Raw genomic sequence first — 21,937 nt, forward strand, 5'->3', positions numbered from 1 at the left:
GCACAAAAAGCTTAGTGCTGGATGTGTAAGTCAGCGGTGTTCCCAGAAGCTCGGTCATTTATGGCCGAGTAGTTCACTTATGCACCGGCCGCACAGCCCGCGTCACACCATCGCGTGGTGGGTGCGCCTCACGGGGTCACCACTATATAATAGAAGAAACGGGTCTGACTGAGCAGGCATTCGTAAACGTGGCCAGGCCACTCAGGAGATAACCATTCATTTCCCACCGTATCAATGGTAAACTATTAACAGCAACTAACGGAAGGAACGAGACCATGACCAAATACAAACGCATCGTACTGAAAGTCAGTGGAGAAGCACTGGCAGGCAAAGAAGGATTTGGCATCAAACCACCGGTGATCAGCGACATCGCCAAAGAGATCAAGCAGGTCCACGACCTCGGCGTTCAGATCGCGATCGTCTGTGGCGGCGGGAACATCTGGCGCGGGGAGACCGGCGCTGAAATGGGGATGGAACGTGCCCAGGCTGATTATATGGGGATGCTGGCGACCGTGATGAATGGCCTGGCGCTTCAGGATAGTCTTGAAAACCTCGGGGTGCCGACGCGCGTGCAGACATCCATCGAAATGCGTCAGATCGCCGAGCCGTATATTCGGCGGAAGGCCGTCCGTCACTTGGAAAAGGGTCGCGTTGTGATTTTTGCCGGTGGCACCGGGAATCCATACTTCAGCACCGACACTACCGCGGCCTTGCGAGCGGCAGAGATTGGCGCCGACGTGATCTTGATGGCGAAAAATGGCGTGGACGGCGTCTACTCCGATGATCCGAACAAGGATGCCAACGCGGTCAAATTTTCCGAGCTGACGCATCTTGATATCATCAGCAAAGGCCTGCATGTCATGGACTCTACGGCCAGCACCTTGTCGATGGACAACAACATTCCACTCGTTGTTTTCAATATGAACGAACCAGACAACATTAAGAAGGTCGTGGAAGGCGAGAATATCGGGACCACGATCAAAGGAAAGGAATAATCATGGCTAACCCAATCGTAGACGAAGCAAAAGCCACTATGGCAAAGACCCAAGAGTCGCTGGAACGTGACCTCGGCGGGATTCGCGCCGGACACGCCAACGCGAGTTTACTTAATCGGATTCAAGTCGAATATTACGGGACGCCGACGCCACTGAACCAGATGGCCTCCATCACCATTCCGGAGCCTCGCGTGCTGCTGGTCACCCCGTATGACCGCAGTTCCCTGAAGGATGTGGAAACGGCGATCAACATGAGCGACCTCGGCATCAATCCTGCCAATGACGGGACTGCCATTCGCCTGGTCGTGCCTCAGTTGACCGGTGAGCGGCGCAAGGAGATTGCTAAAGAAGTCGGCAAATACGCCGAAGAAGCGAAGATCGCGGTGCGCAACATTCGCCGTGATGCCCTTGATAAAGCGCGCAAGCAGGAAAAGGCCAGCGAGATCACCGAAGATGAGCTGCATCGTCTTGAAAAAGACATTCAGCAAGTCACTGATGACGCGACCAAAAAGATCGATGCCGCTGCAGCGGAAAAAGAAAAAGAGATCACAGAGGGCTGATCAGCCGGTTTGGCCGATGCTGTCACCCAACAGCATGATCGTCCCTCAGTAAAAAGCCTGCGTAAGCGGGCTTTTTACGTGAGGTCAGCCAAAGTTTCGTGCGCGCAGAGCTTACGTTTTTCTGATGCCAGCTGTTTCAGGCCCGGCTTTTCTGCTACAATCATTAAGACTACCGGGCGGCGTTTTCGCCCGAAAAAAGGAGCATGGCGATGTTCGGAGCGAAGCATCAAGCCCCGCAAGTGGATCTGCAGCGAATCCCTCAGCATGTGGCAATCATCATGGATGGCAACGGCCGCTGGGCGAAGAAACGATTTCTGCCGCGCATTGCTGGGCACAAACAGGGCATGGAAAACGTTAAGACGATCACCAAGGCGGCGAGTCGCTTAGGCGTCAAAGTCCTGACACTATATGCCTTTTCCACCGAAAATTGGCGGCGGCCGACCGGCGAAGTGAATTACCTGATGAAACTGCCGGTGGACTTTTTCGACACGTTCATGCCTGAGCTGATCGCCGAAAATGTCCGAGTCGAGGTGATGGGCGAGCTTGAGGCGTTGCCGGCCGCCACGCGGCAAGCGGCAGCCAATGCGATGGCCGATACCAAACAAGATACCGGTATGATCTTAAATTTCGCGCTCAATTATGGGGCCCGGGACGAGTTGATCTTGGCAGCCCAGCAAATGGCCAGTGAGGCAGTCGCAGGCACGCTCGACCCAGCGCAGATCGATGCCGCTATTGTGGCGGATCACCTGATGACGCGCCATCTTGGGTCCTTGGCCGATCCGGATCTGTTGATTCGCACCAGTGGGGAAGAGCGACTGTCGAATTTCTTGCTGTGGCAGTTGGCTTACAGTGAAATGGTCTTCACCCCGGCGTATTGGCCCGACTTTACGCCTGACATGCTCAGCGAGGCGATCGCCGTTTACCAGCAACGTGATCGGCGCTATGGCGGACTTGATGCGGGAACCGCACCTGAATCAAAATAATAATCCCAGTTGTATGGGGCACGGAGGAACGTAATGAAACAACGTATCATCACTGCGATCGTCGCTTTGGCGATCTTTATCCCGATCTTGATTCTCGGCGGCATCTGGCTTGAAGTCGCCGCGGCGGTGCTGGCAGTCATCGCGATGTCCGAGATCTTCATCATGCGCAAACGCATCATCGTGTCGAGCAGCTTTTTCGTGTCGGCGATCGGGGTGTTGTTGGTCACTTTTCCGGACAGCTATTTTCGCTGGTTGCCGAGTTTCATCTCACGGCTGGATCTGATCTACATCGCCGTGGCCGCACTACTTCTGGTCACCGTGGCGACCAAGAACCGCACCACCTATGACGATGCCGCGATCAGCGCCTTGTCGATCTTTTACATTGGGACCGGGTTCCATAATCTGATCGCCGTGCGCAACGATGCCGGGCTGGACACCTTGCTTTTTGCCTTGATCATTGTGTGGTTGACGGACTCTGGCGCGTATTTTGTCGGCCGCGCCATCGGTAAACATAAGCTGTGGCCAGCGATCAGTCCCAACAAGACTTGGGAAGGCAGCATCGGCGGTAATGTCGTTGCGCTGATCTTTGCGGCGATCTACCTGCAATTTTTCCCGCAGATGTATAGCTTCTGGCCAATGATGGGCATCGCGCTGGTGCTCTCCGTGTTCGGCCAACTCGGCGACCTGATCGAGTCTGCGCTGAAACGCTATTACGGCGTCAAGGACTCGGGCAAGATCTTGCCTGGCCACGGCGGCATCTTGGATCGTTTTGACAGTTTGCTTCTGGTCTTGCCACTGGTCCACTTGTTTGGCTTGATCTCGCTTCACTAAAGGAGTGTTGATATGACCACGATCATCGACTTTATCATTGTCTTCGTGATCCTGGTGCTCGTGCATGAATTCGGGCATTATTGGTTCGCCAAGCGCAGCGGGATTCTGGTGCGCGAATTTTCCATTGGCATGGGGCCTAAGCTGGTGGCTTGGCATAAAAATAATACGACGTACACGCTGCGGCTGTTGCCCTTAGGCGGCTATGTGCGCATGGCCGGCTGGCAGGACGAAGACGACGAGATCAAACCTGGCACCATGCTGGCGATCGAGGTCAACGGCGATGGGCGGGTGACGCGCATCAATACCAGCAATAAGACGACGCTCCAAGGCGGGATTCCGGTTCAAGTCAGCCGCATCGACCTGGTACATGAGCTGGTCGTTGAGGGTTACGCAAACGGGGATGAATCGGAACTGAAGACCTGGCCGGTGGATCACGATGCTACGATCATCGAAGAAGATGGCACCGAAGTCGTGCTCGCCCCGGATGATGTTCAATTCCAAAATGCGCCGATCGCCAAGCGGCTTCTGGTCAATTTTGCCGGGCCGATGAACAACTTTATCTTGGCCATCTTGGTGTTTATCGGGGTTGCTTTGTCCGCTGGGGTCCAGGTGCTGGACACCAACCAGATCGGCACCGTGCAAAGCGGTTCGCCCGCGGCTAAAGCCGGGCTTGAAAATGGGGCGACGATCACCTCGATCGATGGCCAGGCGATCAGCCAGTTCGCTGATCTGCAAAAGGTGGTGGGCGAAGATAAAGACGGCCCGTCCTTGAATGTGGTGGCGAAGCAAAACGGCAAGACGGAGAACTTGACCATCACCCCGACGAAAGAGGGGTTGATCGGGGTCACGCCTCCGGTCGATCGCAGTATTGGCACCGCCATCAAGTATGGCTTCACTCAATTTTGGTCGCTGACCACGCGGATCTTTGATGTGTTGAAGCAGCTGGTCACCGGACAATTTTCGCTGAATAAGTTGGCCGGGCCGGTCGGTATCTACACGATGACCAGTCAGGCGGCTAGCGGCGGTTTCCAGTCGTTGCTGTTTTTCCTCGGCTATCTCAGCTTGAATCTGGGCATCATGAATCTGATTCCAATTCCGGTGCTGGATGGCGGGAAAATTCTGCTGAATCTGCTGGAGATCATCCGCCGCAAACCACTATCACCGGAAAAAGAAGGCATTGTGACGCTGATCGGGGCGGGGCTGATGGTCCTGCTACTGATCGCCGTCACGATCAACGACATTATGCGTCAGTTCTAACGGACGTCTCATGGAGGAGAAAAGTTAATGAAACAGTCTCGCGTATTTATTCCGACCGAAAAAGAGGTTCCAAACACGGCCGAAGCCAAGTCCCATCAAATGATGCTGCGCTCTGGCTTCGCTCGCCAGGTCTCAGCAGGCGTCTACGCCTATTTGCCACTAGCGGAGCGGGTCTTGGCGAACATTGAAGCGATCATCGATGATGAAATGCAAAAGATCGATGCCGTGAAGATGAAGATGCCAAGCCTTTTGCCGGCCGAATTGTGGCAGGAGACAGGGCGTTATGAGACTTACGGCCCCAACCTGTTTAAGTTAAAGGATCGCCACGACCGCGATTTCATCCTCGGGCCGACACATGAGGAGACATTTACCGACCTGGTCCGCAATGAATTGAAGTCCTACAAGCGGATGCCGCTGGTCTTATATCAAATTCAGACGAAGTACCGCGATGAAGATCGGCCGCGCTATGGCCTGCTTCGCCTGCGTGAGTTCATCATGCAGGACGTGTATTCCTTCACGGCGAATGAAGCGGATCTCGATACGGTCTACAAGCAGATGGAAAAGGCCTACACCGCCATCTTCAACCGGCTGGGCCTGAATTTCCGGGCGATCATCGGTGACGGTGGCGCAATGGGCGGCAAGGATTCAAAAGAATTCTCCGCCATCGCCGAAATCGGAGAAGACACGATCGTCTATTCGGATGCGTCGGATTACGCGGCTAACCTTGAAATGGCCACCGCGATGAACATGCCGCCGCGTGGCCATGAAGAGCCAGCCGAATTGGCCGAGGTTGCCACTGGCAGTGCAAAGACCATCGATGAAGTCGCCGAAAAGTTGGCTATTTCCGCGCAGAAGCTGATCAAGTCCGTGCTTTTTATCGCAGACGACGAGCCAGTCTTAGCCCTGGTCCGCGGCGATCATGAAGTCAATGATGTCAAACTGAAGAACCTGCTTGGCGCCGATTTCTTAGACATGGCGACGCCGGAGCAGGTCAAGCAGGTGATGGGCTGTGAGATCGGCAATATCGGACCTGTTGGGGTGCCGGCTGAAGTCACGGTGATCGCAGATCAGAGTCTCACCGGGTTGGTCAACATGGTGGCCGGCGCCAACAAAGCCGAGACGCATCTGCTGAACGTGAACGCCGGGCGCGACTACACGCCGAGTCAGGTCGCGGACATTCGCTTTGTGACCGAAGGCGAAGTGTCCCCGGATGGCCAGGGTGTGCTGCACTTTACCCGCGGCATCGAGATCGGCCATATTTTCAAGCTCGGCACCCGCTACACCGAAGCGATGGGTGCGAATTTCTTGGATGAAAATGGGCGCAGTCACCCGATCATCATGGGCTCCTATGGCATTGGCGTCTCCCGCCTGCTCAGTGCGATCGCCGAGCAGACCTTGGATGAAAATGGGCTCGTTTGGCCGAAAGCCATCGCGCCGTTTGACGTCCATCTGATTCCGGTCAACCTCAAAAATGACGATCAGCGCAAACTGACCGCGACGATCGAGGCAGATCTGACTGGCGCGGGATATAGCGTCCTTGTGGATGACCGGAACGAGCGCCCAGGCGTCAAGTTTGCGGATTCCGATCTGATCGGCATGCCTGTGCGTGTCACCGTCGGCAAAAAGGCGGCGGATGGAATCGTTGAACTGAAGCTCCGTAAAACCGGCGAGACGCTTGAGGTCAAGCGCGATGAACTGATCAACTCGCTCGGCATCTTGATGGCTCAGATCGATTAAGCGTTGAATTTCTCATGAACTGGGACAAAACTTTTGTTTTGTCCCAGTTCTTGTATGATGCACTAATGTGATTGCAGTGTCGTGGGCCAAATGTCAGGGCCCGAGCAGCTAAGGTGCCAAGCACCTGGTCCAAAGTTCGGCCCTGGTGTTTGGCACACTTATCCGTCGGACCCAAGAGCGACATTTGGCCCACTTCTTTTTCGCCTTTCCCGCCGCTTGTCCAACGCCCGTTTTCGGGTTACGATAACGACATAGATCTCAGAAGGAGCGTTTAAATTGGCCTTATCAAAACACGAAATGTTTGAAAAGCTGCTGGCTCAGATTCAGCTGCCAGAAGAGCTGGCGGCGTTTCCCGGCTTTCAGCAGGCGACCGTCGATGATGTGGTGATTCACACGGCCTCCAAACGCTATGAGTTTCAGCTCGGCGTGCCGGCCATCTTGCCCTTCAGCGTGTTTGCCCAGCTGGTGGGGCATCTTCAAAGTGCCTTCAAGGACATTGCCCAGACCTCGGTGACGATCGTTCCGGCGGATCATCAGTTCGATCAAAGCCTGCTGACGGGATACTGGCAGTATGTGATCGACCATGCGCAATTGCAGTCTGCGCTGGTGGCTGAGACCTGCAGCGTGCAGGCACCGGAACTGCAAGATGAGCGCGTGGTCCTGCGCGCCGAAAATGAACCCGTGCGCCAATATCTGATCACAAAGGGGCTCGGCCAACTTGAGGAGACCTATCATCAAGTCGGCTTTTCGGTCTTGCATTTGAGTGCGATCGTCGACACCGAAAAGGCGGCCGATACCCTGGCTGCGTTCAATGCGCAACAGGCCGAGGAAACGGCGGCGATGGCAAAACGTGCGGCTGCCGTTGTCCAGGCGCGTGAAACGGCGGAAGTGGAAGCACCGGCTGGCCCAGTCCGGCTGGGACGTGGCAATCACATGGATGATCCGCTTCAGCAGATGGTCACGATCACGCAAGAGGAAAAATCTGTGCTGATCGAGGGCTACGTCTTTGACGTCGAGGTCCGTAGCCTGCGCTCCAATCGAAAACTGTTAATGGTCAAAGTGACCGATTACACCTCGAGTTTTTTGGTGAAGAAATTCAGCAATGGGGCCGAGGATGAGGCTGTTTTTGACCAGATTCATGAAGGTATGTGGCTGCGCATTCGCGGCAGCGTACAGGAAGACAACTATTCCCGCGAGCTGACCGTCAACGCCAACGACATGCAGGAAGTTACCCACCCGGCCCCGCAGGATACTGCCCAAGGGGAAAAGCGGATCGAGCTACATCTTCACACCAACATGTCGCAGATGGACGCGATTCCAAGCATCACAGATTACGTGAAACGCGCCAAGGCATGGGGGCATCCGGCGATCGCGGTCACTGATCACGCCGGGCTTCAGGCGTATCCAGAGGCGCATACTGCGGCCGTCAAAGCCGGGCTCAAAATGCTGTACGGCGTTGAGGTCAACTTGGTCGATGATGGCACGCCAGTCGCGTATCATGCGGACAAACCGCTTGATCTAGCCAGTGCAACGTATGTCGTCTTTGATATCGAGACCACCGGACTATCCGCTGTGTATGACAAGATCATCGAGCTCGCGGCGGTTAAGATGCAAGACGGCAAGGTGATCGATAATTTCGAGCAAATGATCGATCCGGGGTTTGCGCTGTCCGAAACGACCATCAATTTGACGCACATCACAGACGAAATGGTGCACGGCTCCAAGTCGGAACAAGAAGTGCTCACGCTATTCCGTCAGTTCTGCGAAGGCACCGTGATGTGTGGCCATAACGTGACGTTTGATGTCGGCTTTTTGAATGCGGGCTATCAGCGGCTGGATGAAGAACGAATCCAAAATCCGGTGATCGATACGCTGGAATTGTCGCGGATGCTGCATCCGGAGCGCAAGAATCACAAGCTTGATACGCTGACCAAGGCCTACAAGATCAACTTGGAGCACCATCACCGAGCCAACGCGGATGCAGAGGCCACTGGGTATTTGATGTACGCTCTTGAAAAAGAGGCGGCGGAAGTGTATCAGATCACCTCGCTCGACCAACTGAACAGTCGCGTCGGCGAAGGCGATGATTGGAAGCAGGCACGACCGACCCATGCGACCATTTTTGCCGCGACCCAGGCCGGGTTGAAAAACCTCTTCAAGCTGGTCTCTTTGTCCAATGTCCGCTACTACTACCGCGTCCCGCGGGTCCCGCGCAGTCAGCTGCAAAAATTGCGTGAGGGCCTGATCGTGGGCTCTGCCTGCAGCAGCGGCGATGTCTTCACCGCGATGATGCAAAAAGGGTATGGCGAGGCTGCGGAAAAAGCGGAATTCTATGATTTTCTCGAGGTCCAGCCACCTGCCTTGTATGCCCCGCTGAAAGAGGCGGAGCTGATTCACGGCGATGCGCATCTGCATGAGATCATTTCAAACATCATCAAGATCGGCCAGGCGCAAAACAAGCCAGTCGTTGCGACCGGCGATGCGCATTACCTGGATAAAAACGATGCGATCTACCGCAAGATCTTGATTCATTCACAAGGCGGCGCGAACCCGCTGAACCGCCACGAACTGCCAGATGCCCATTTTCGTTCGACGCAAGAGATGCTGGATGAATTTTCTTGGCTGGGGGATGACACGGCGCATCAAATCGTCGTGGAAAATACGCACAAAGTTGCCGACATGATCGACGGCGCCATCACGCCTGTCAAGGATGATCTGTACACCCCAAAGATTCCTGGGGTGAAGGAAAATCTGCGGAATGATGTCATGACCACCGCCCATCGCTTGTACGGTGATCCGTTGCCAGAGATCGTCGAAAAGCGCCTGAAAAAAGAGCTCGACAGTATCATCGGCAATGGGTATGCCGTGATCTACAACATCGCCCAGCAGCTGGTGTTGAAGTCAAACAAAGACGGGTACTTGGTAGGGTCGCGTGGGTCGGTCGGCTCGAGTCTCGCGGCCACAATGTCTGGCATCACCGAGATCAATCCACTGCCGCCGCATTATCGTTGCCCGCAGTGTCAGTATTCCGAATTCTACACGCATGGGGAATATGGGTCGGGGTTTGATCTGCCCGATAAGGCGTGTCCGAATTGCGGCACCAACATGGTCAAAGACGGCCAGGACATTCCCTTCGAAACGTTCCTTGGGTTCAAGGGGGATAAGGTCCCTGATATCGATCTGAATTTTTCCGGTGACTATCAGCCGGTGGCACATAATTATATCAAGGTGCGGTTCGGTGAAGACCACGCGTTTCGTGCTGGGACGATCGGCACCGTTGCCGATAAGACCGCGTATGGCTATGTCAAAGCCTACGAGCGCGACACCGGCCAGATGTTGCGCGGGGCGGAGATCAATCGGCTGGCGAAAGGCGCGACTGGCGTGAAGCGTACCACCGGTCAGCATCCGGCCGGAATCTTGATCGTGCCGGAAAACATGGACATCTATGATTTCAGCCCGATTCAATATCCCGCTGACGATCAAAACGCGGCGTGGAAGACGACCCATTTTGATTTTCACTCGATTCATGACAACATTTTGAAAATGGATGTGCTGGGGCATGATGATCCGACCATGATCCGCATGCTGCAAGATCTATCAGGCGTCGAGCCAAAATCGATTCCCATGGATGATCCGGGGGTCATGTCACTGTTTTCCAGTCCGGATGTGCTTGGGGTCAAACCGGAGCAGATCAATTCAAAGACAGGGACGCTGGGCGTGCCGGAATTCGGGACGCGGTTCGTGCGCGGGATGCTCGAAGAAACGCATCCCAAGAAATTCTCCGAGCTGCTTCAGATCTCTGGGCTGTCTCATGGGACAAATGTGTGGCTGGACAATGCCGAGGAGCTGATCAAAAACGGGACGGTCACGATCAAGGACGTGATCGGCTGTCGTGATAACATCATGATGGATCTCATTCATTGGGGCATGGATGACAGCGACGCCTTTACGATCATGGAACATGTGCGTAAGGGCAAAGGCATCCCCGATGAGCTTCAGGCCAAGATGGAAGAGAATCCAAGCGTGCCTGGTTGGTACATCGACTCCTGCCTCAAGATCAAGTACATGTTCCCGAAGGCGCATGCCGCGGCCTATGATCTGATGGGCCTGCGCATCGCCTGGTTCAAGGTCTATTACCCGCTGGTGTATTACGCATCCTACTTCTCAGTGCGGGCGGAAGATTTTGACCTGGTTGCAATGAGTCACGGCAAAGAGGCGACCAAGGCCGCCATTCAAGAGATCAACGACAAGGGCAACGACGCAACGGCTAAGGAAAAGACGCTGCTGACGGTCCTTGAGTTGGCCAATGAATGCCTGGAGCGTGGCTTCAAGATCAAAATGGTCGATGTCACTGCCTCGGACGCGCATGATTTCATCATTTTGGATGATCACACATTGCTCGCACCATTTCGCGCAGTGCCTGGCCTTGGTGATAACGTGGCCAAACAGATCGTCTCTGCCCGGGAAGAGCGGCCCTTCCTTTCCAAGGAGGACCTGGCGACGCGCGGCAAGGTGTCCAAGACGTTGATCGATTACATGACTGAAAATCATGTGTTGGATGAATTGCCAGATGAAAATCAGCTCTCGCTTTTTGACAGCCTCTTCTAAACCGGTTGACCCTTGACAACTCGCGCGTCATTATGCGAGTGGCCTTGCACTTTACTGAAAATAATGCTACATTATGAGTAGTATTTAAGACGTCGGAAGGGAGTGAGCAGAAATGCTCACTCTTTTTAGTGAAAAGGGTGCGTCTCCTACACAGACAAAGGGGGGAATACGTTGAGCACGGTCACCGATACGGTCAAGACACTTGTTGAACCGATCCTAGATGAACATCATTTTTTTCTCAGCGACATTGAATTCGTAAAGGAAGGCGGCAGCTGGTATCTGCGTGTGTACATCGACAAGACCGGCGGCATCTCCCTTGACGAGTGCGTCCTGGTCTCCGAGACGCTTTCCGAGCAGCTCGATCAGCTGGATCCCGATCCGATTCCGCAGGCTTATTTTCTCGAGGTCTCAAGCCCTGGTGCTGAACGGCCGCTGAAAAATGAGCAGGACTTTGCCAATGCGGTCGGCGACTACATTCACATCTCGCTGTTCAAGAAACAAAACGGCAAGAAAGTGTTTGAGGGTCATCTCAAGACCCTGGCGCCTGAGCAATTGACGCTGACGATCAATGATAAAGGCCGCATTCATGACCAGGACTTTTTGCGAAGCGATATCGCAAGTGCCCGCTTGGCCATCGAATTTTAGCCATAGTAAAGGAAGGAACAACATGTCAAAGGAAATGTTAGAGGCGCTGAACGTCCTTGAAACAGAAAAGGGCGTGAAAAAAGAGGTCGTCATCGAGGCCCTCGAAGCCGCCCTCGAAGCCGCCTATAAGCGTAACTACAATCAGGCACAAAACGTTGAAGTCAACTTTGATCCTGCCAAAGGGGATATCCATGTCTACGCAGTCAAGGAAGTCACCGAGGAAGTCTTTGACTCCCGCCTTGAAGTGAGCTTGAAGGAAGCCTTGACGCTCAACAAGGCCTATGAGGTCGGCGACCAGATCAAATTCGAGGTCACCCCGAAAGACTTTGGCCGCATCGCCGCCCAGACGGCCAAGCAGGTGATCATGCAGCGCGTGCGCGAGGCGGAACGCGGAATCGTTTATGACGAATACTCGCAGTACCTTGACGAGATCATGACTGGAGAAGTCGAGCGCAGTGACAATCGCTTCACCTATGTCAACCTTGGCAAGATCGAAGCTGTTTTGGGCAAGCAAGACCGGATGCCGAATGAGCACTACGAACCGCATGAACGCATCAAAGTTTATGTTTCCAAAGTCGAAAATACGAGCAAGGGGCCTCAGGTAACGGTCTCCCGGACCAATCCGGGACTGGTCAAGCGCCTGTTTGAACAGGAAGTACCTGAGATCTTTGAAGGCGTCGTTGAGATCGCTGGCATCGCGCGCGAAGCCGGTGACCGGACGAAGATCGCGGTGCGCTCGACCAATCCGTCCGTGGATCCTGTCGGCACAACCGTTGGGCCAAAAGGGGTCCGTGTCCAGGCGGTCGTCAATGAATTGTCTGGCGAAAACATGGATGTGGTCCAGTGGGAAGAAGATCCCTCCGATTACATCGCCAATGCCTTGAACCCAGCGCAAGTGATCGCGGTCCAGTTCAACGATGACGACAACGACCGCTCCTGCACGGTGATCGTGCCGGACTACCAGCTGTCCTTGGCCATTGGTAAGAAGGGGCAAAATGCGCGGCTGGCCGCCAAGTTGACTGGCTTTAAGATCGACATCAAGCCTGAATCTGAAGTTGAGTTCGTCGATGACGATGAGCTTGAAGAAGAGGACGAGATTCTTGAAGACGGTGTTGCAACTGAGACTGAGACGGCTGAGGTCGCGCCTGACCAGGCAGATGATGCCGCTGCCGAGCCAGCTCCCGCCGACGATTCTCAGGAATAGGAGGGCTGCCGATGAAACAGCGGAAGATCCCCATGCGTAAAGATCTGCTGACTGGGGAAATGCATCCGAAGAAAGAAATGGTTCGCATCGTCAAGACCGCTGAAGAAACAGTGGCCATTGACCCGACCGGCAAAGCCTCAGGGCGCGGCGCTTATGTCGCGCTTGATCCAGAGGCAGTCAAGGCCGCTAAAGGCAAGCAGCTGATCGAAAAAGCATTCAGCATCAAAGTGCCGGCTGCGTTTTATGACGAGCTGTTCGCCTATGTCGATCATCAAAAAGCGCGTCAAGAACTGTTTGGCACCAAGTGATGAACGAACAGGCGGCACTGAATCTGCTGGGGCTCGCCAAGCGTGCCGGTAAGATCACTTCCGGGGAGTCTTTTGTCCTTGGCGCGATCCGCGACGGCAGTGCAAAACTGGTTTTTGTCGCCAGTGATGCCTCGGCCAACACAAAGAAAATGTTTCAAGATAAAAGTAGCTTTTACCAAGTTCCATTGCAGAACGGCTTGAGCCAATTGGCGCTGTCACAAGCGATCGGCGCCGCACGATCCTCGATCGCCGTCTGTGATGTCGGATTTGCCAACAAATTAATAAAGCTGCTCACCTCACAATGACAGGGAGCGTGAAGAAATGGGCAAAAAACGAGTTTATGAATTTGCCAAAGAGATCGGGGTTCCCAGCAAGGCAGTGATCGATGCTGCTGCAAAACAGGGAATCGAATTTAAAAATCACATGTCGACGATCGATGACGGTCAGGAAACGGCGATGAAGCAGGCACTGGGTAAGGGCGCCAAGCCAGCCCCAAAGCCGGCTGACAAGCCAGCTGCTTCCGCAGCACCGGCACCGGCGGCTAAAGAAAAGTCCGCTGAGCCAGTGGCAGCAAAGACGACCGATGCGCCGGTAGCGGCACAACCCGCAGCGGCCAAGCCAGTCCAAGGCACGCATCATGTGAGCCAAAAAACGGCTGATGGCAAGACGAAGATCTCTAAGTCTGCCATTCGCCGCCCGCACCAGACGCAACAGCAAGGCCAAAATCGTGGTCAACAAGGCGGCCGGCCTCAATCTGGGCAAGGTAACCGCAACGATAATCGTCAGGGCAACCGCAACGATAACCGTAATGGCAATCAAAATAATCAGCAACGTCCGGGCCAAAACCGCGGTGGCAACAACAATCGTGGCCAACGCAGTGATCGACCAGGCAGCGGCGAGCGGCAAGGACGCGATTTTCAAAATCGCAACAACAACTTGCAGCAAGTCGGGCCAAGCCCACGTCCGCGTGCTGGGCGCGCCACTCAGGCCAACTCAAATCCGCGTCCGATCGCAGGCAACGGTGGCAAGTTCGGTCAGCCATTGCCAGGCGCGGTCAAGCGTCATGAGACAACGCCAGAACCAGTGAAGAATGAACCAGTGACGCCGGTTCGTCAGGTGTCTCAAAAGCCGGCCCAGCCCGTTGCAGCAACGCCGCAACCGACCGCACCAAGCAAGCCGGCAGAAGGCGAAAGCCGCGATAAGCAAAACCGCGGCCGGCGCAATGAACGCGGTCGCAACAGTCGTTTTGACGACAACAGTAACCGTGGCGGCGGTCGGCGCAATCGCAAGAACAAGCGCCAGCAGACCCAGCCGAAGAAAGAAATGCCTCAACGTAAGGAGCGGCCTTTGCCAGAAAAACTGATCTACACCGTGGGGATGAACGCCCAAGATCTGGGTAAGATCCTGCACCGGGAACCAGCAGAAATCATCAAGAAGCTCTTCATGCTCGGGGTCATGGTCAACCAGAACCAGAGTCTGGACAAGGATACGATCGAACTGATCGCGACTGATTATGGCATCAATGCAGAAGAAAAGGTCCAAGAGGATATCACGGATCTTGACAAGCAATTTGCCGATGAGATCGACAACAACGCTGAGGACCTTGTGACCCGGCCGCCAGTTGTCACGATCATGGGCCATGTCGATCATGGGAAGACCACCTTGCTGGATAAGCTGCGCCACACTCATGTGACGGAAGGCGAAGCCGGCGGGATCACGCAGCACATTGGCGCGTATCAGGTCAAGTTGAATGATCGCCTGATCACCTTCCTGGATACCCCAGGGCATGCGGCCTTCACGAACATGCGGGCACGTGGCGCGGATATCACCGATATCATTGTGTTGGTCGTTGCCGCGGATGATGGCGTGATGCCGCAGACCATTGAGGCGATCAACCATGCGAAGGCAGCCAAGGCCCCGATGATCGTGGCCGTCAACAAGATCGATAAGCCGGGCGCAAACCCGAACCACGTGATGGAACAGCTGACCGAATACGGCCTGATTCCAGAAGAGTGGGGCGGCGACACGATTTTTGTTCAGATCTCCGCCAAGTTTGGGAAAAACATCGACGAGTTGCTGGAAATGATCCTGCTTGAAGCCGACGTGCTCGAGCTGAAGGCGAATCCAAAGCAAAAGGCGGTCGGCACCGTTATCGAAGCGCGGCTTGATAAAGGCCGTGGCCCAGTTGCGACTGTTCTTGTGCAACAAGGGACCTTGAAGACGGGTGATCCGATCGTTGTCGGCAACACCTTTGGCCGTGTTCGGACCATGACCAATGATCGTGGCCGTCGCGTCAAGGATGCCGTTCCGGCGATGCCAGTTGAGATCACGGGGATGAATGATGTGCCGCAGTCTGCGGATAAATTCGTCGTCTTCCCTGATGAAAAAACGGCGCGTGCTGCTGGTGAAGAGCGTGCAAAACGTGCGATCGACAAAGAGCGTCAGGCAACCCATCATGTCACCTTGGACAATCTGTTTGAGACCATGAAGGAAGGCCAACTCAAGGAAGTTGACGTCATCATCAAAGGTGATGTCCAAGGCTCCGTTGAAGCGTTGGCAAACAGCTTGCAGAAGATCGAAGTCGAAGGCGTGCGGGTGAATATCATCCATCAGGCAGTCGGCGCGATCAACGAAAGCGATGTTACTTTGGCGGCGGCTTCCAATGCGATCATCATCGGCTTCAACGTTCGCCCGACCCCGCTGGCCAAGCAGCAAGCGGATAGTGACGACGTTGATATTCGCCTGCACCGTGTCATTTACAAGGCGATCGAAGAGATCGAGGCCGCGATGAAGGGCATGCTTGAGCCGACTTACGAAGAAAAGGTCATCGGCTCACTCACCGTTCGCGAAACGATCTCCGTCTCCAAGGTTGGGACCGTCGCCGGCGCCTTTGTTGACAACGGCTACATTACCCGCGACGCTGGCGTCCGTCTGATTCGCGACAGCATCGTGATCTACGAAGGCAAGCTGGGTTCCCTGCGGCGCTTCAAGGATGATGTCAAGGAAGTTCGCCAGGGCTTTGAGCTCGGGCTGACCATCGAGAATTACAACGACATCAAGGTCGACGATCAGATCGAGGCCTACACCATGGAAGAAGTGCCGGTCAAGTAAGACCAGCGTAAGGAGAAACATTATGAAACATCGCATTGGCCGAGTCGAAACGCAGATTCAGCGAGAGGTCAACGATATTCTGCTGAAAGATGTCAACGACCCGCGCGTCCTGGGCGTGACGATCACTGGGGTGCATTTGACCGGCGACCTCCAACAAGCGACGATCTACTTCAGTATTTTGGCGGATGATCCTGCCAAGATCGCTGAAGCAAAGGCTGGGTTGGATAAGGCAAAAGGGCTCATTCGCTCCGAAGTCGGACAGCGCATCAAGCTGTTCAAGGTCCCGTCATTGACCTTCGAACAGGACACCTCCGTGCAATATGGTGCCCGCATCGATCAGTTGATCAATGAAATGAAACAAGAAGGCAACGAAAAGCCTGACGAAGAATGACACCCCAAAAAGACTGGCAGTTGGTTGCCGGTCTTTTTTGTATGCTCGGAGTACGATGACCCGCGCTTGGGGTGGGCTTCAAGTTGGCCTGTGCCCTTGTGGCGACGCGCGCCTCAAGCACCTCGGTAAAGCTACCTGCTCAGACGACGCGCCCCACTGCGTACCCGCCTTCACGTTTCCTTGTGCAGCTGTTCGGCTTTACGGGTATAATGAGACAAGTTACTTACGAAATGAGGGGTCACGATGGACGGAATTTTGCCAGTTTATAAACCAGTCGGCATGACGAGTGCGGATGTGGTGGCGAAGTGCCGGTGGTTGCTGCACATGCGGCGCATCGGCCATTCAGGCACCTTGGACCCCAGTGTCGACGGCGTCTTGCCGCTGGCCCTCGGCGCGGCGACGAAAGCCGTGCCAGCGTTGATGACGCTGGGAAAAACCTATACGGGTGAGATCACGTTGGGTTTTGCCACTGAGACCGAGGATCTGGATGGGGCAGAGATCGAACGAATCCGCCTTGAGACCCCTTTTTCAACTGAGGCGATCGACCAGGCGATGGCCAAACTGACCGGCGAGATCATTCAGATTCCGCCGATGTATTCCGCAGTGAAGGTCAACGGGCGGCGTCTGTATCAATATGCGCGGGCCGGCGAAACAGTCGAGCGCCCGCAGCGTCACGCGCACATCTACGCGTTTGCGCGAACAGAGGCGCCTGTTTTCGCGGCTGCCGACGGGGTGCAGACGATTCGCTTCACCGCTCAGGTCTCAAAAGGGACGTACATCCGAACGCTGGCAGTCGATGTTGGCCGGCAGTTGGGGGGGCCCGCGGTGATGAGTCAGTTGACCCGAATCGCAAGTGGCGGTTTCACGTTGGATCAGACGCTCGACCTGCGCCCGCTGACACAAGAAACGGCACCCGCGGCCGCGGCGGCCCATCTTCGGCCCATCGAGTATGCTTATCCCGATCTGCCGCAAGTCGCGCTAACTGAAGCGCAGTATCAGGCTGTTTTGAATGGCAAATGGCTGACACTGAATGAGACTGCGCCACGCCTTGCCCTTTTTGCGGAAGGGGTGCTCAAGGCCGTTTACCGCGCGGAAAATGGAATCTATCGTCCCGATGTCATGTTTTTGGCAAATGCCGGGGCTGTCAAAGAGGAGTAGTGAAACTCACCATGCAAGTGATCGATGTTATGCCGCCGCTTCAGGCAAAACAAGTCTCCAAGACGCCCGTTGTGCTGGCGCTTGGATTTTTTGACGGGGTCCATCGCGGCCACCAAGCCGTGATCAAAACAGCCAAAAAAGAGGCGGACCGTCTTGGCCTGAAGCTCGCCGTCATGACCTTCAACATTCATCCGGCGGTGATCTATCGCGGGGTCCCGGCCGAAAGTGTGCAATATCTCTCGACAATCGACCGCAAAACCGCGTTGATGGCGGATCTGGGCGTGGATCTGTTGTATTACTTCCACTTCACCCCGGCTTTTGCCAAGCTCGCGCCACAGCTGTTCGTCGATCAAGTGCTGGTCGGCCTCAACGCGCAGGTGGTCGTCGCCGGCTTCGACTATACATATGGCAAACGCGATGTGGCGACCATGGCCCGCTTGCCGGCATACGCGAAGGGCCGCTTTAGCGTGATCACCGTCCCGGCGGCGCTTGATGAAGGGGAAAAGATCTCCTCGACTCGAATTCGGCAGGCACTTGATCGCGGGGATGTCGATCTGGCCAACGAATTGCTTGGCTACACGTATCAGACGAGTGGCGTGGTGGTGCATGGCGAGGCACGCGGGCGGACGCTTGGCTTTCCGACTGCCAATATCGAAGCGCCAAGCAGCGAGCGCATTCCGGGCATCGGCATTTATGCGGTGCGGATGTGGGTGCGTGGCGCTTGGGTCGATGGCATGGCGTCGGTCGGCCGCAATGTGACATTTGGGGCCGGCCGACCGGTGACCGTTGAGATCAATCTGTTTGATTTTGCCGATGATATCTACGATGAACCGGTTCAAGTCCAGTGGGTCCATTATCTGCGTGGCGAAGTTAAGTTTGATGGGGCCAGTGGGTTGATCGCCCAGTTGAACCAGGATCAACGTGATGCCCAGCAGGTGCTGGAAGGAGCGGTGCGCTGATGGCAGGTGCCTATATTCACATTCCATTTTGTGATCATATCTGCTATTACTGCGACTTCAACAAAGTTTTTATCGAAGGCCAACCGGTTGCTGATTATGTGGCGATGTTACTCCGGGAAATGCGGCTGGTGATGGCCGCCCATCCGGATGAGGAGATCAAGACGGTCTATGTTGGCGGCGGAACGCCTTCGACACTGACGCCGGCGCAGATCACCCAGCTATGCGATGGCGTCCATGAGATCTTGCATTTTGACCAGGGCGAGTTCACATTCGAGGCCAATCCCAATGACCTGCTGACGATGGAAAAATTGGCCGCAATGCGCGCAGGTGGAGTGAACCGGCTGTCCATCGGTGTGCAATCTTTCGATGATGCGATCTTGAAGCGCATCGGCCGCATCCATCGCGCGGCGGTTGTGTTGACCGCAGTGGCGAATGCGCGGAAGGCCGGCTTTGAGAATCTGTCGATCGATCTGATCTTCCGCTTGCCGGGGCAGAGCCGGGACAACTTTCTCAATAGCTTGCATCAGGCCCTGGCACTGGACTTGCCGCATTACTCGACCTATTCGCTGATTCTTGAGAAAAAAACGATCTTCTATAATCTGATGCGGCAGGGGCGCCTGCAGCTGCCAAATCAGGATGTCGAGGCGGATATGTACCGCGACGCGATCGACCTGATGGCCGCCAGCGGGCATCAGCAATATGAGATCTCCAATTTTGCGCGGCCAGGTTTTGAATGCCAGCACAATCTGCTGTATTGGCAAAATGACAAGTATTTTGGCTTCGGCGCAGGGGCATATGGCTATATTGGCAAGGATCGCTACCATAACTATGGGCCGATCCAACAGTATCTGGCCCCGCTTCATGACCACAAGTTGCCTGTGATCGAACATCACTTGGTGCCAGTGGAAGAGCAGATGGAGGAGGAGATGTTCCTCGGGCTGCGTACCCGCGATGGCGTTTCGCGGGCGCGGTTCTTGCAGCGGTATCACATGTCGATCGATGCGGTGTATGGCGACACGGTGCAGCAACTGAAAGAACAGCAATTGCTCACAGAGCATGAGGACCACCTGACGTTGACCGATCAGGGAAAATTTTGGGGCAATGAAGTGTTCCAGCAGTTTCTGATCGAGGACCCGTTGATCTGAAATGGCGAATGGCACTCGCGATTGGCACCCGCCAGTCGCCGATCGCCCAAAGAGGAGAATCGAAGCCTGCTTCGGTTCTTTTTCTTTGCCAGAAACCGGGTGCACACGCATGCTCGAAGGCTACCGAAGTCAGCAACAGATCCAGTAATAGATCTATGCGCCAAGCGTGCTACCGCGCAGTGATGGGGTCGCGCGCACCTGTTCCGTTGCCCCATCGTCGACGGCCAAAAATTCGCCTCAGACTTTTGCCCGATTTAGCAAACGAGGGTTGACTATGCTAGAGGCGGTTGGTATATTAGTAATTGTATTAGCACTCATTGTTTTTGAGTGCTAAAAAAAGAGGTGGCAAGCAAATGTTGACGAAACGCCAATTGCTCGTCTTGAAGGAGATCATTCGACTGTTCACGGAAACGGGACAGCCGGTCGGGTCGAAAACATTGATGACGGAACTGCCCATCCATGTCAGTTCGGCGACGATCCGCAACGATATGGCTGCCTTGGAAGAGCAGGGGTTGATCAATAAGACGCATAGTAGCTCAGGCCGGGTGCCTTCGACCAAGGGCTATCGTTATTATCTGGATAATCTGGTTGAGCCGGCTGAGGCCACGCCTCGCGAACTGGCTGCGATTCAGCAGGGTTTTGGCGGTCATTTTTACAAGATCGATGAGATCGTGGCCCAAAGTGCACGCATTTTGTCCAATCTGACCAGCTACACGGCGATCAGCCTTGGCCCTGAAGTGTCGACGATCAAGTTAAACGGCTTTCGCTTGGTGCCACTTGGTAATCGGCAGGTGATGGCGATTCTCGTGACCAGCAATGGGAATGTTGAGAATCAGCTCTTCACCCTGCCGCCAAATGTGGCCTCAGAGGATATTGAAAAAGCGATTCGCATCATCAATGATCAGCTAGTAGGGATGCCCCTGAATCAGGTGGCAAACCGACTGGCGACCGATGTGCCGGCACTGCTTTTCAAATATCTGTCCAGCGCGGATGGCTTTCTTGATATCTTCGGCAACGTGCTCCGTCAGGCTGCGGCCGAGCGGTTCTATGTTGGCGGGCGGCTGAACTTAATGGATTTTTTGGGCGACGCCGATGTCCCACAGTTGAAACAACTGTACTCATTGATCGATGATGAAAATGGGGATATCAACAAGCTTCTCGGGCCAAACGATGAAGGTGGGGTGCATGTCCGCCTGGGCTCTGAGCTGACACCTGATGTGCTGTCCAATCTGAGCCTGATCACCGCCAGTTATTCTGTCGGCGACCACGGCCGGGGCATGATCGCCTTGATCGGGCCGACCCAGATGCCATATTCCAAGATGATCGGGCTGCTGGACACGTTCCGTTCGGAGCTGGCTAAGCGCCTGACGAGCTACTATTCGCATTTTGACCAATGACTGTTTTGAGATGAAGGAGGACACCATGACGGACAAAAAGACAGAGCCGCTGGACACCGGGCAACCGGATCCGGCGACGGCCAAGGAGAAGCCGGTCGAAACCGACACTCACGCGGCCAAAAAGTCGCTGAAGGACGAGATCGCCGATGAAATGAGCGCCGATCTCGACCAGCAGATCAAAGCGAGCGATGTCGATGTCACCAAGCTCCAGCAAGAGCGCGATGACTTTGAGGACAAGTACCTGCGCGCCGCCGCCGAGATCAGCAACATGAGCAATCGCTTCAAAAAAGAATCGGCCCAACTCGTCAAGTATGACGGGCAAAAGCTGGCGACAGCGGTGCTGCCGGTTCTTGATAACCTGGAGCGGGCGCTTTCGACCGATGTCAGTGATGACGGCGCTGCCTCGCTGAAAAAAGGCGTGGAAATGGTGCATACGCATCTGGCGCAGGCGCTCAAAGACAACAATGTCGATGAGATCGAGCTGGCGGCCGGGGATAAGTTTGACCCGACCATCGCCCAAGCGGTGCAGACCATCGCCTCTGACAAAGATCATCCGCAAGACACGATCGCGCAGGTCCTGCAAAAGGGCTATCGCCTCAAAGATCGCGTCTTGCGTCCGGCCATGGTCGTTGTTGCAAACTAATTTTT

The 21,937-nt window shown here is 55.0% G+C and carries 18 protein-coding genes; all 18 read left to right on the forward strand.

The features are described 5' to 3' along the window. Nucleotides 1-275 precede the first annotated feature (275 nt). On the forward strand, nucleotides 276-995 hold the full coding sequence (gene pyrH, locus JUE67_RS11625) for a UMP kinase (RefSeq protein WP_203625452.1): 720 nt from the start codon (nucleotides 276-278) through the stop codon (nucleotides 993-995). Nucleotides 996-997: 2 nt separating this feature from the next. Then, complete coding sequence (frr, locus tag JUE67_RS11630; RefSeq protein ID WP_203625454.1) at nucleotides 998-1,555, forward strand: ribosome recycling factor; 558 nt, start codon at nucleotides 998-1,000, stop codon at nucleotides 1,553-1,555. Nucleotides 1,556-1,764: 209 nt separating this feature from the next. After that, nucleotides 1,765-2,538: an undecaprenyl pyrophosphate synthase gene (uppS, locus tag JUE67_RS11635; protein ID WP_203625456.1), complete on the forward strand. Its 774-nt coding sequence runs from the start codon at nucleotides 1,765-1,767 to the stop codon at nucleotides 2,536-2,538. Nucleotides 2,539-2,571: 33 nt separating this feature from the next. After that, on the forward strand, nucleotides 2,572-3,369 hold the full coding sequence (locus tag JUE67_RS11640; RefSeq protein ID WP_203625458.1) for a phosphatidate cytidylyltransferase: 798 nt from the start codon (nucleotides 2,572-2,574) through the stop codon (nucleotides 3,367-3,369). Between the two features lie 12 nt (nucleotides 3,370-3,381). After that, nucleotides 3,382-4,626, forward strand: coding sequence for an RIP metalloprotease RseP (rseP, locus tag JUE67_RS11645; protein WP_203625460.1), 1,245 nt, complete (start codon nucleotides 3,382-3,384; stop codon nucleotides 4,624-4,626). 27 nt (nucleotides 4,627-4,653) lie between these two features. Continuing rightward, complete coding sequence (locus JUE67_RS11650; protein ID WP_203625462.1) at nucleotides 4,654-6,363, forward strand: proline--tRNA ligase; 1,710 nt, start codon at nucleotides 4,654-4,656, stop codon at nucleotides 6,361-6,363. A gap of 297 nt (nucleotides 6,364-6,660) precedes the next feature. After that, the gene (locus JUE67_RS11655; protein WP_373300877.1) at nucleotides 6,661-10,971 is read left to right on the forward strand and encodes a PolC-type DNA polymerase III; all 4,311 of its coding nucleotides are present in this window, start codon (nucleotides 6,661-6,663) and stop codon (nucleotides 10,969-10,971) included. A gap of 171 nt (nucleotides 10,972-11,142) precedes the next feature. Then, nucleotides 11,143-11,616 (forward strand): ribosome maturation factor RimP, encoded by a 474-nt coding sequence (gene rimP / locus JUE67_RS11660; RefSeq protein WP_203625466.1) that lies wholly within the window; start codon nucleotides 11,143-11,145, stop codon nucleotides 11,614-11,616. A 22-nt stretch (nucleotides 11,617-11,638) separates the two neighbouring features. Then, nucleotides 11,639-12,820, forward strand: coding sequence for a transcription termination factor NusA (gene nusA, locus JUE67_RS11665; RefSeq protein ID WP_203637170.1), 1,182 nt, complete (start codon nucleotides 11,639-11,641; stop codon nucleotides 12,818-12,820). An 11-nt stretch (nucleotides 12,821-12,831) separates the two neighbouring features. Then, on the forward strand, nucleotides 12,832-13,128 hold the full coding sequence (rnpM, locus tag JUE67_RS11670) for an RNase P modulator RnpM (RefSeq protein ID WP_203625470.1): 297 nt from the start codon (nucleotides 12,832-12,834) through the stop codon (nucleotides 13,126-13,128). After that, nucleotides 13,128-13,433 carry a L7Ae/L30e/S12e/Gadd45 family ribosomal protein gene (locus tag JUE67_RS11675; protein ID WP_125696395.1) on the forward strand — a complete coding sequence of 102 codons (306 nt, stop codon included), beginning with the start codon at nucleotides 13,128-13,130 and terminating at the stop codon, nucleotides 13,431-13,433. Before rnpM ends, JUE67_RS11675 begins: the two co-directional genes overlap by 1 nt. 16 nt (nucleotides 13,434-13,449) lie before the next feature. Further along, entirely contained in the window at nucleotides 13,450-16,239 is a 2,790-nt protein-coding gene (gene infB / locus JUE67_RS11680; protein ID WP_203625471.1) for a translation initiation factor IF-2, read from the forward strand. A 22-nt stretch (nucleotides 16,240-16,261) separates the two neighbouring features. Further along, nucleotides 16,262-16,630 carry a 30S ribosome-binding factor RbfA gene (rbfA, locus tag JUE67_RS11685; protein ID WP_203625473.1) on the forward strand — a complete coding sequence of 123 codons (369 nt, stop codon included), beginning with the start codon at nucleotides 16,262-16,264 and terminating at the stop codon, nucleotides 16,628-16,630. Nucleotides 16,631-16,873: 243 nt separating this feature from the next. Beyond that, on the forward strand, nucleotides 16,874-17,788 hold the full coding sequence (truB, locus tag JUE67_RS11690) for a tRNA pseudouridine(55) synthase TruB (RefSeq protein WP_203625475.1): 915 nt from the start codon (nucleotides 16,874-16,876) through the stop codon (nucleotides 17,786-17,788). A gap of 11 nt (nucleotides 17,789-17,799) precedes the next feature. Next, a complete protein-coding gene (gene ribF, locus JUE67_RS11695) occupies nucleotides 17,800-18,747 on the forward strand; it encodes a riboflavin biosynthesis protein RibF (RefSeq protein WP_203626047.1) in 948 nt (315 codons plus the stop codon). After that, nucleotides 18,747-19,892, forward strand: coding sequence for a radical SAM family heme chaperone HemW (gene hemW, locus JUE67_RS11700; RefSeq protein WP_203625477.1), 1,146 nt, complete (start codon nucleotides 18,747-18,749; stop codon nucleotides 19,890-19,892). The genes ribF and hemW overlap by 1 nt, the downstream gene beginning before the upstream one ends. A 353-nt stretch (nucleotides 19,893-20,245) precedes the next feature. Then, complete coding sequence (gene hrcA, locus JUE67_RS11705) at nucleotides 20,246-21,289, forward strand: heat-inducible transcriptional repressor HrcA (protein WP_125696390.1); 1,044 nt, start codon at nucleotides 20,246-20,248, stop codon at nucleotides 21,287-21,289. Nucleotides 21,290-21,314: 25 nt separating this feature from the next. Further along, nucleotides 21,315-21,932, forward strand: coding sequence for a nucleotide exchange factor GrpE (gene grpE / locus JUE67_RS11710; RefSeq protein WP_203625479.1), 618 nt, complete (start codon nucleotides 21,315-21,317; stop codon nucleotides 21,930-21,932). Nucleotides 21,933-21,937 lie beyond the last annotated feature (5 nt).

The sequence above is a fragment of the Lacticaseibacillus mingshuiensis genome, from assembly GCF_016861785.1.
Taxonomy (GTDB): Bacteria; Bacillota; Bacilli; order Lactobacillales; family Lactobacillaceae; genus Lacticaseibacillus; species Lacticaseibacillus mingshuiensis.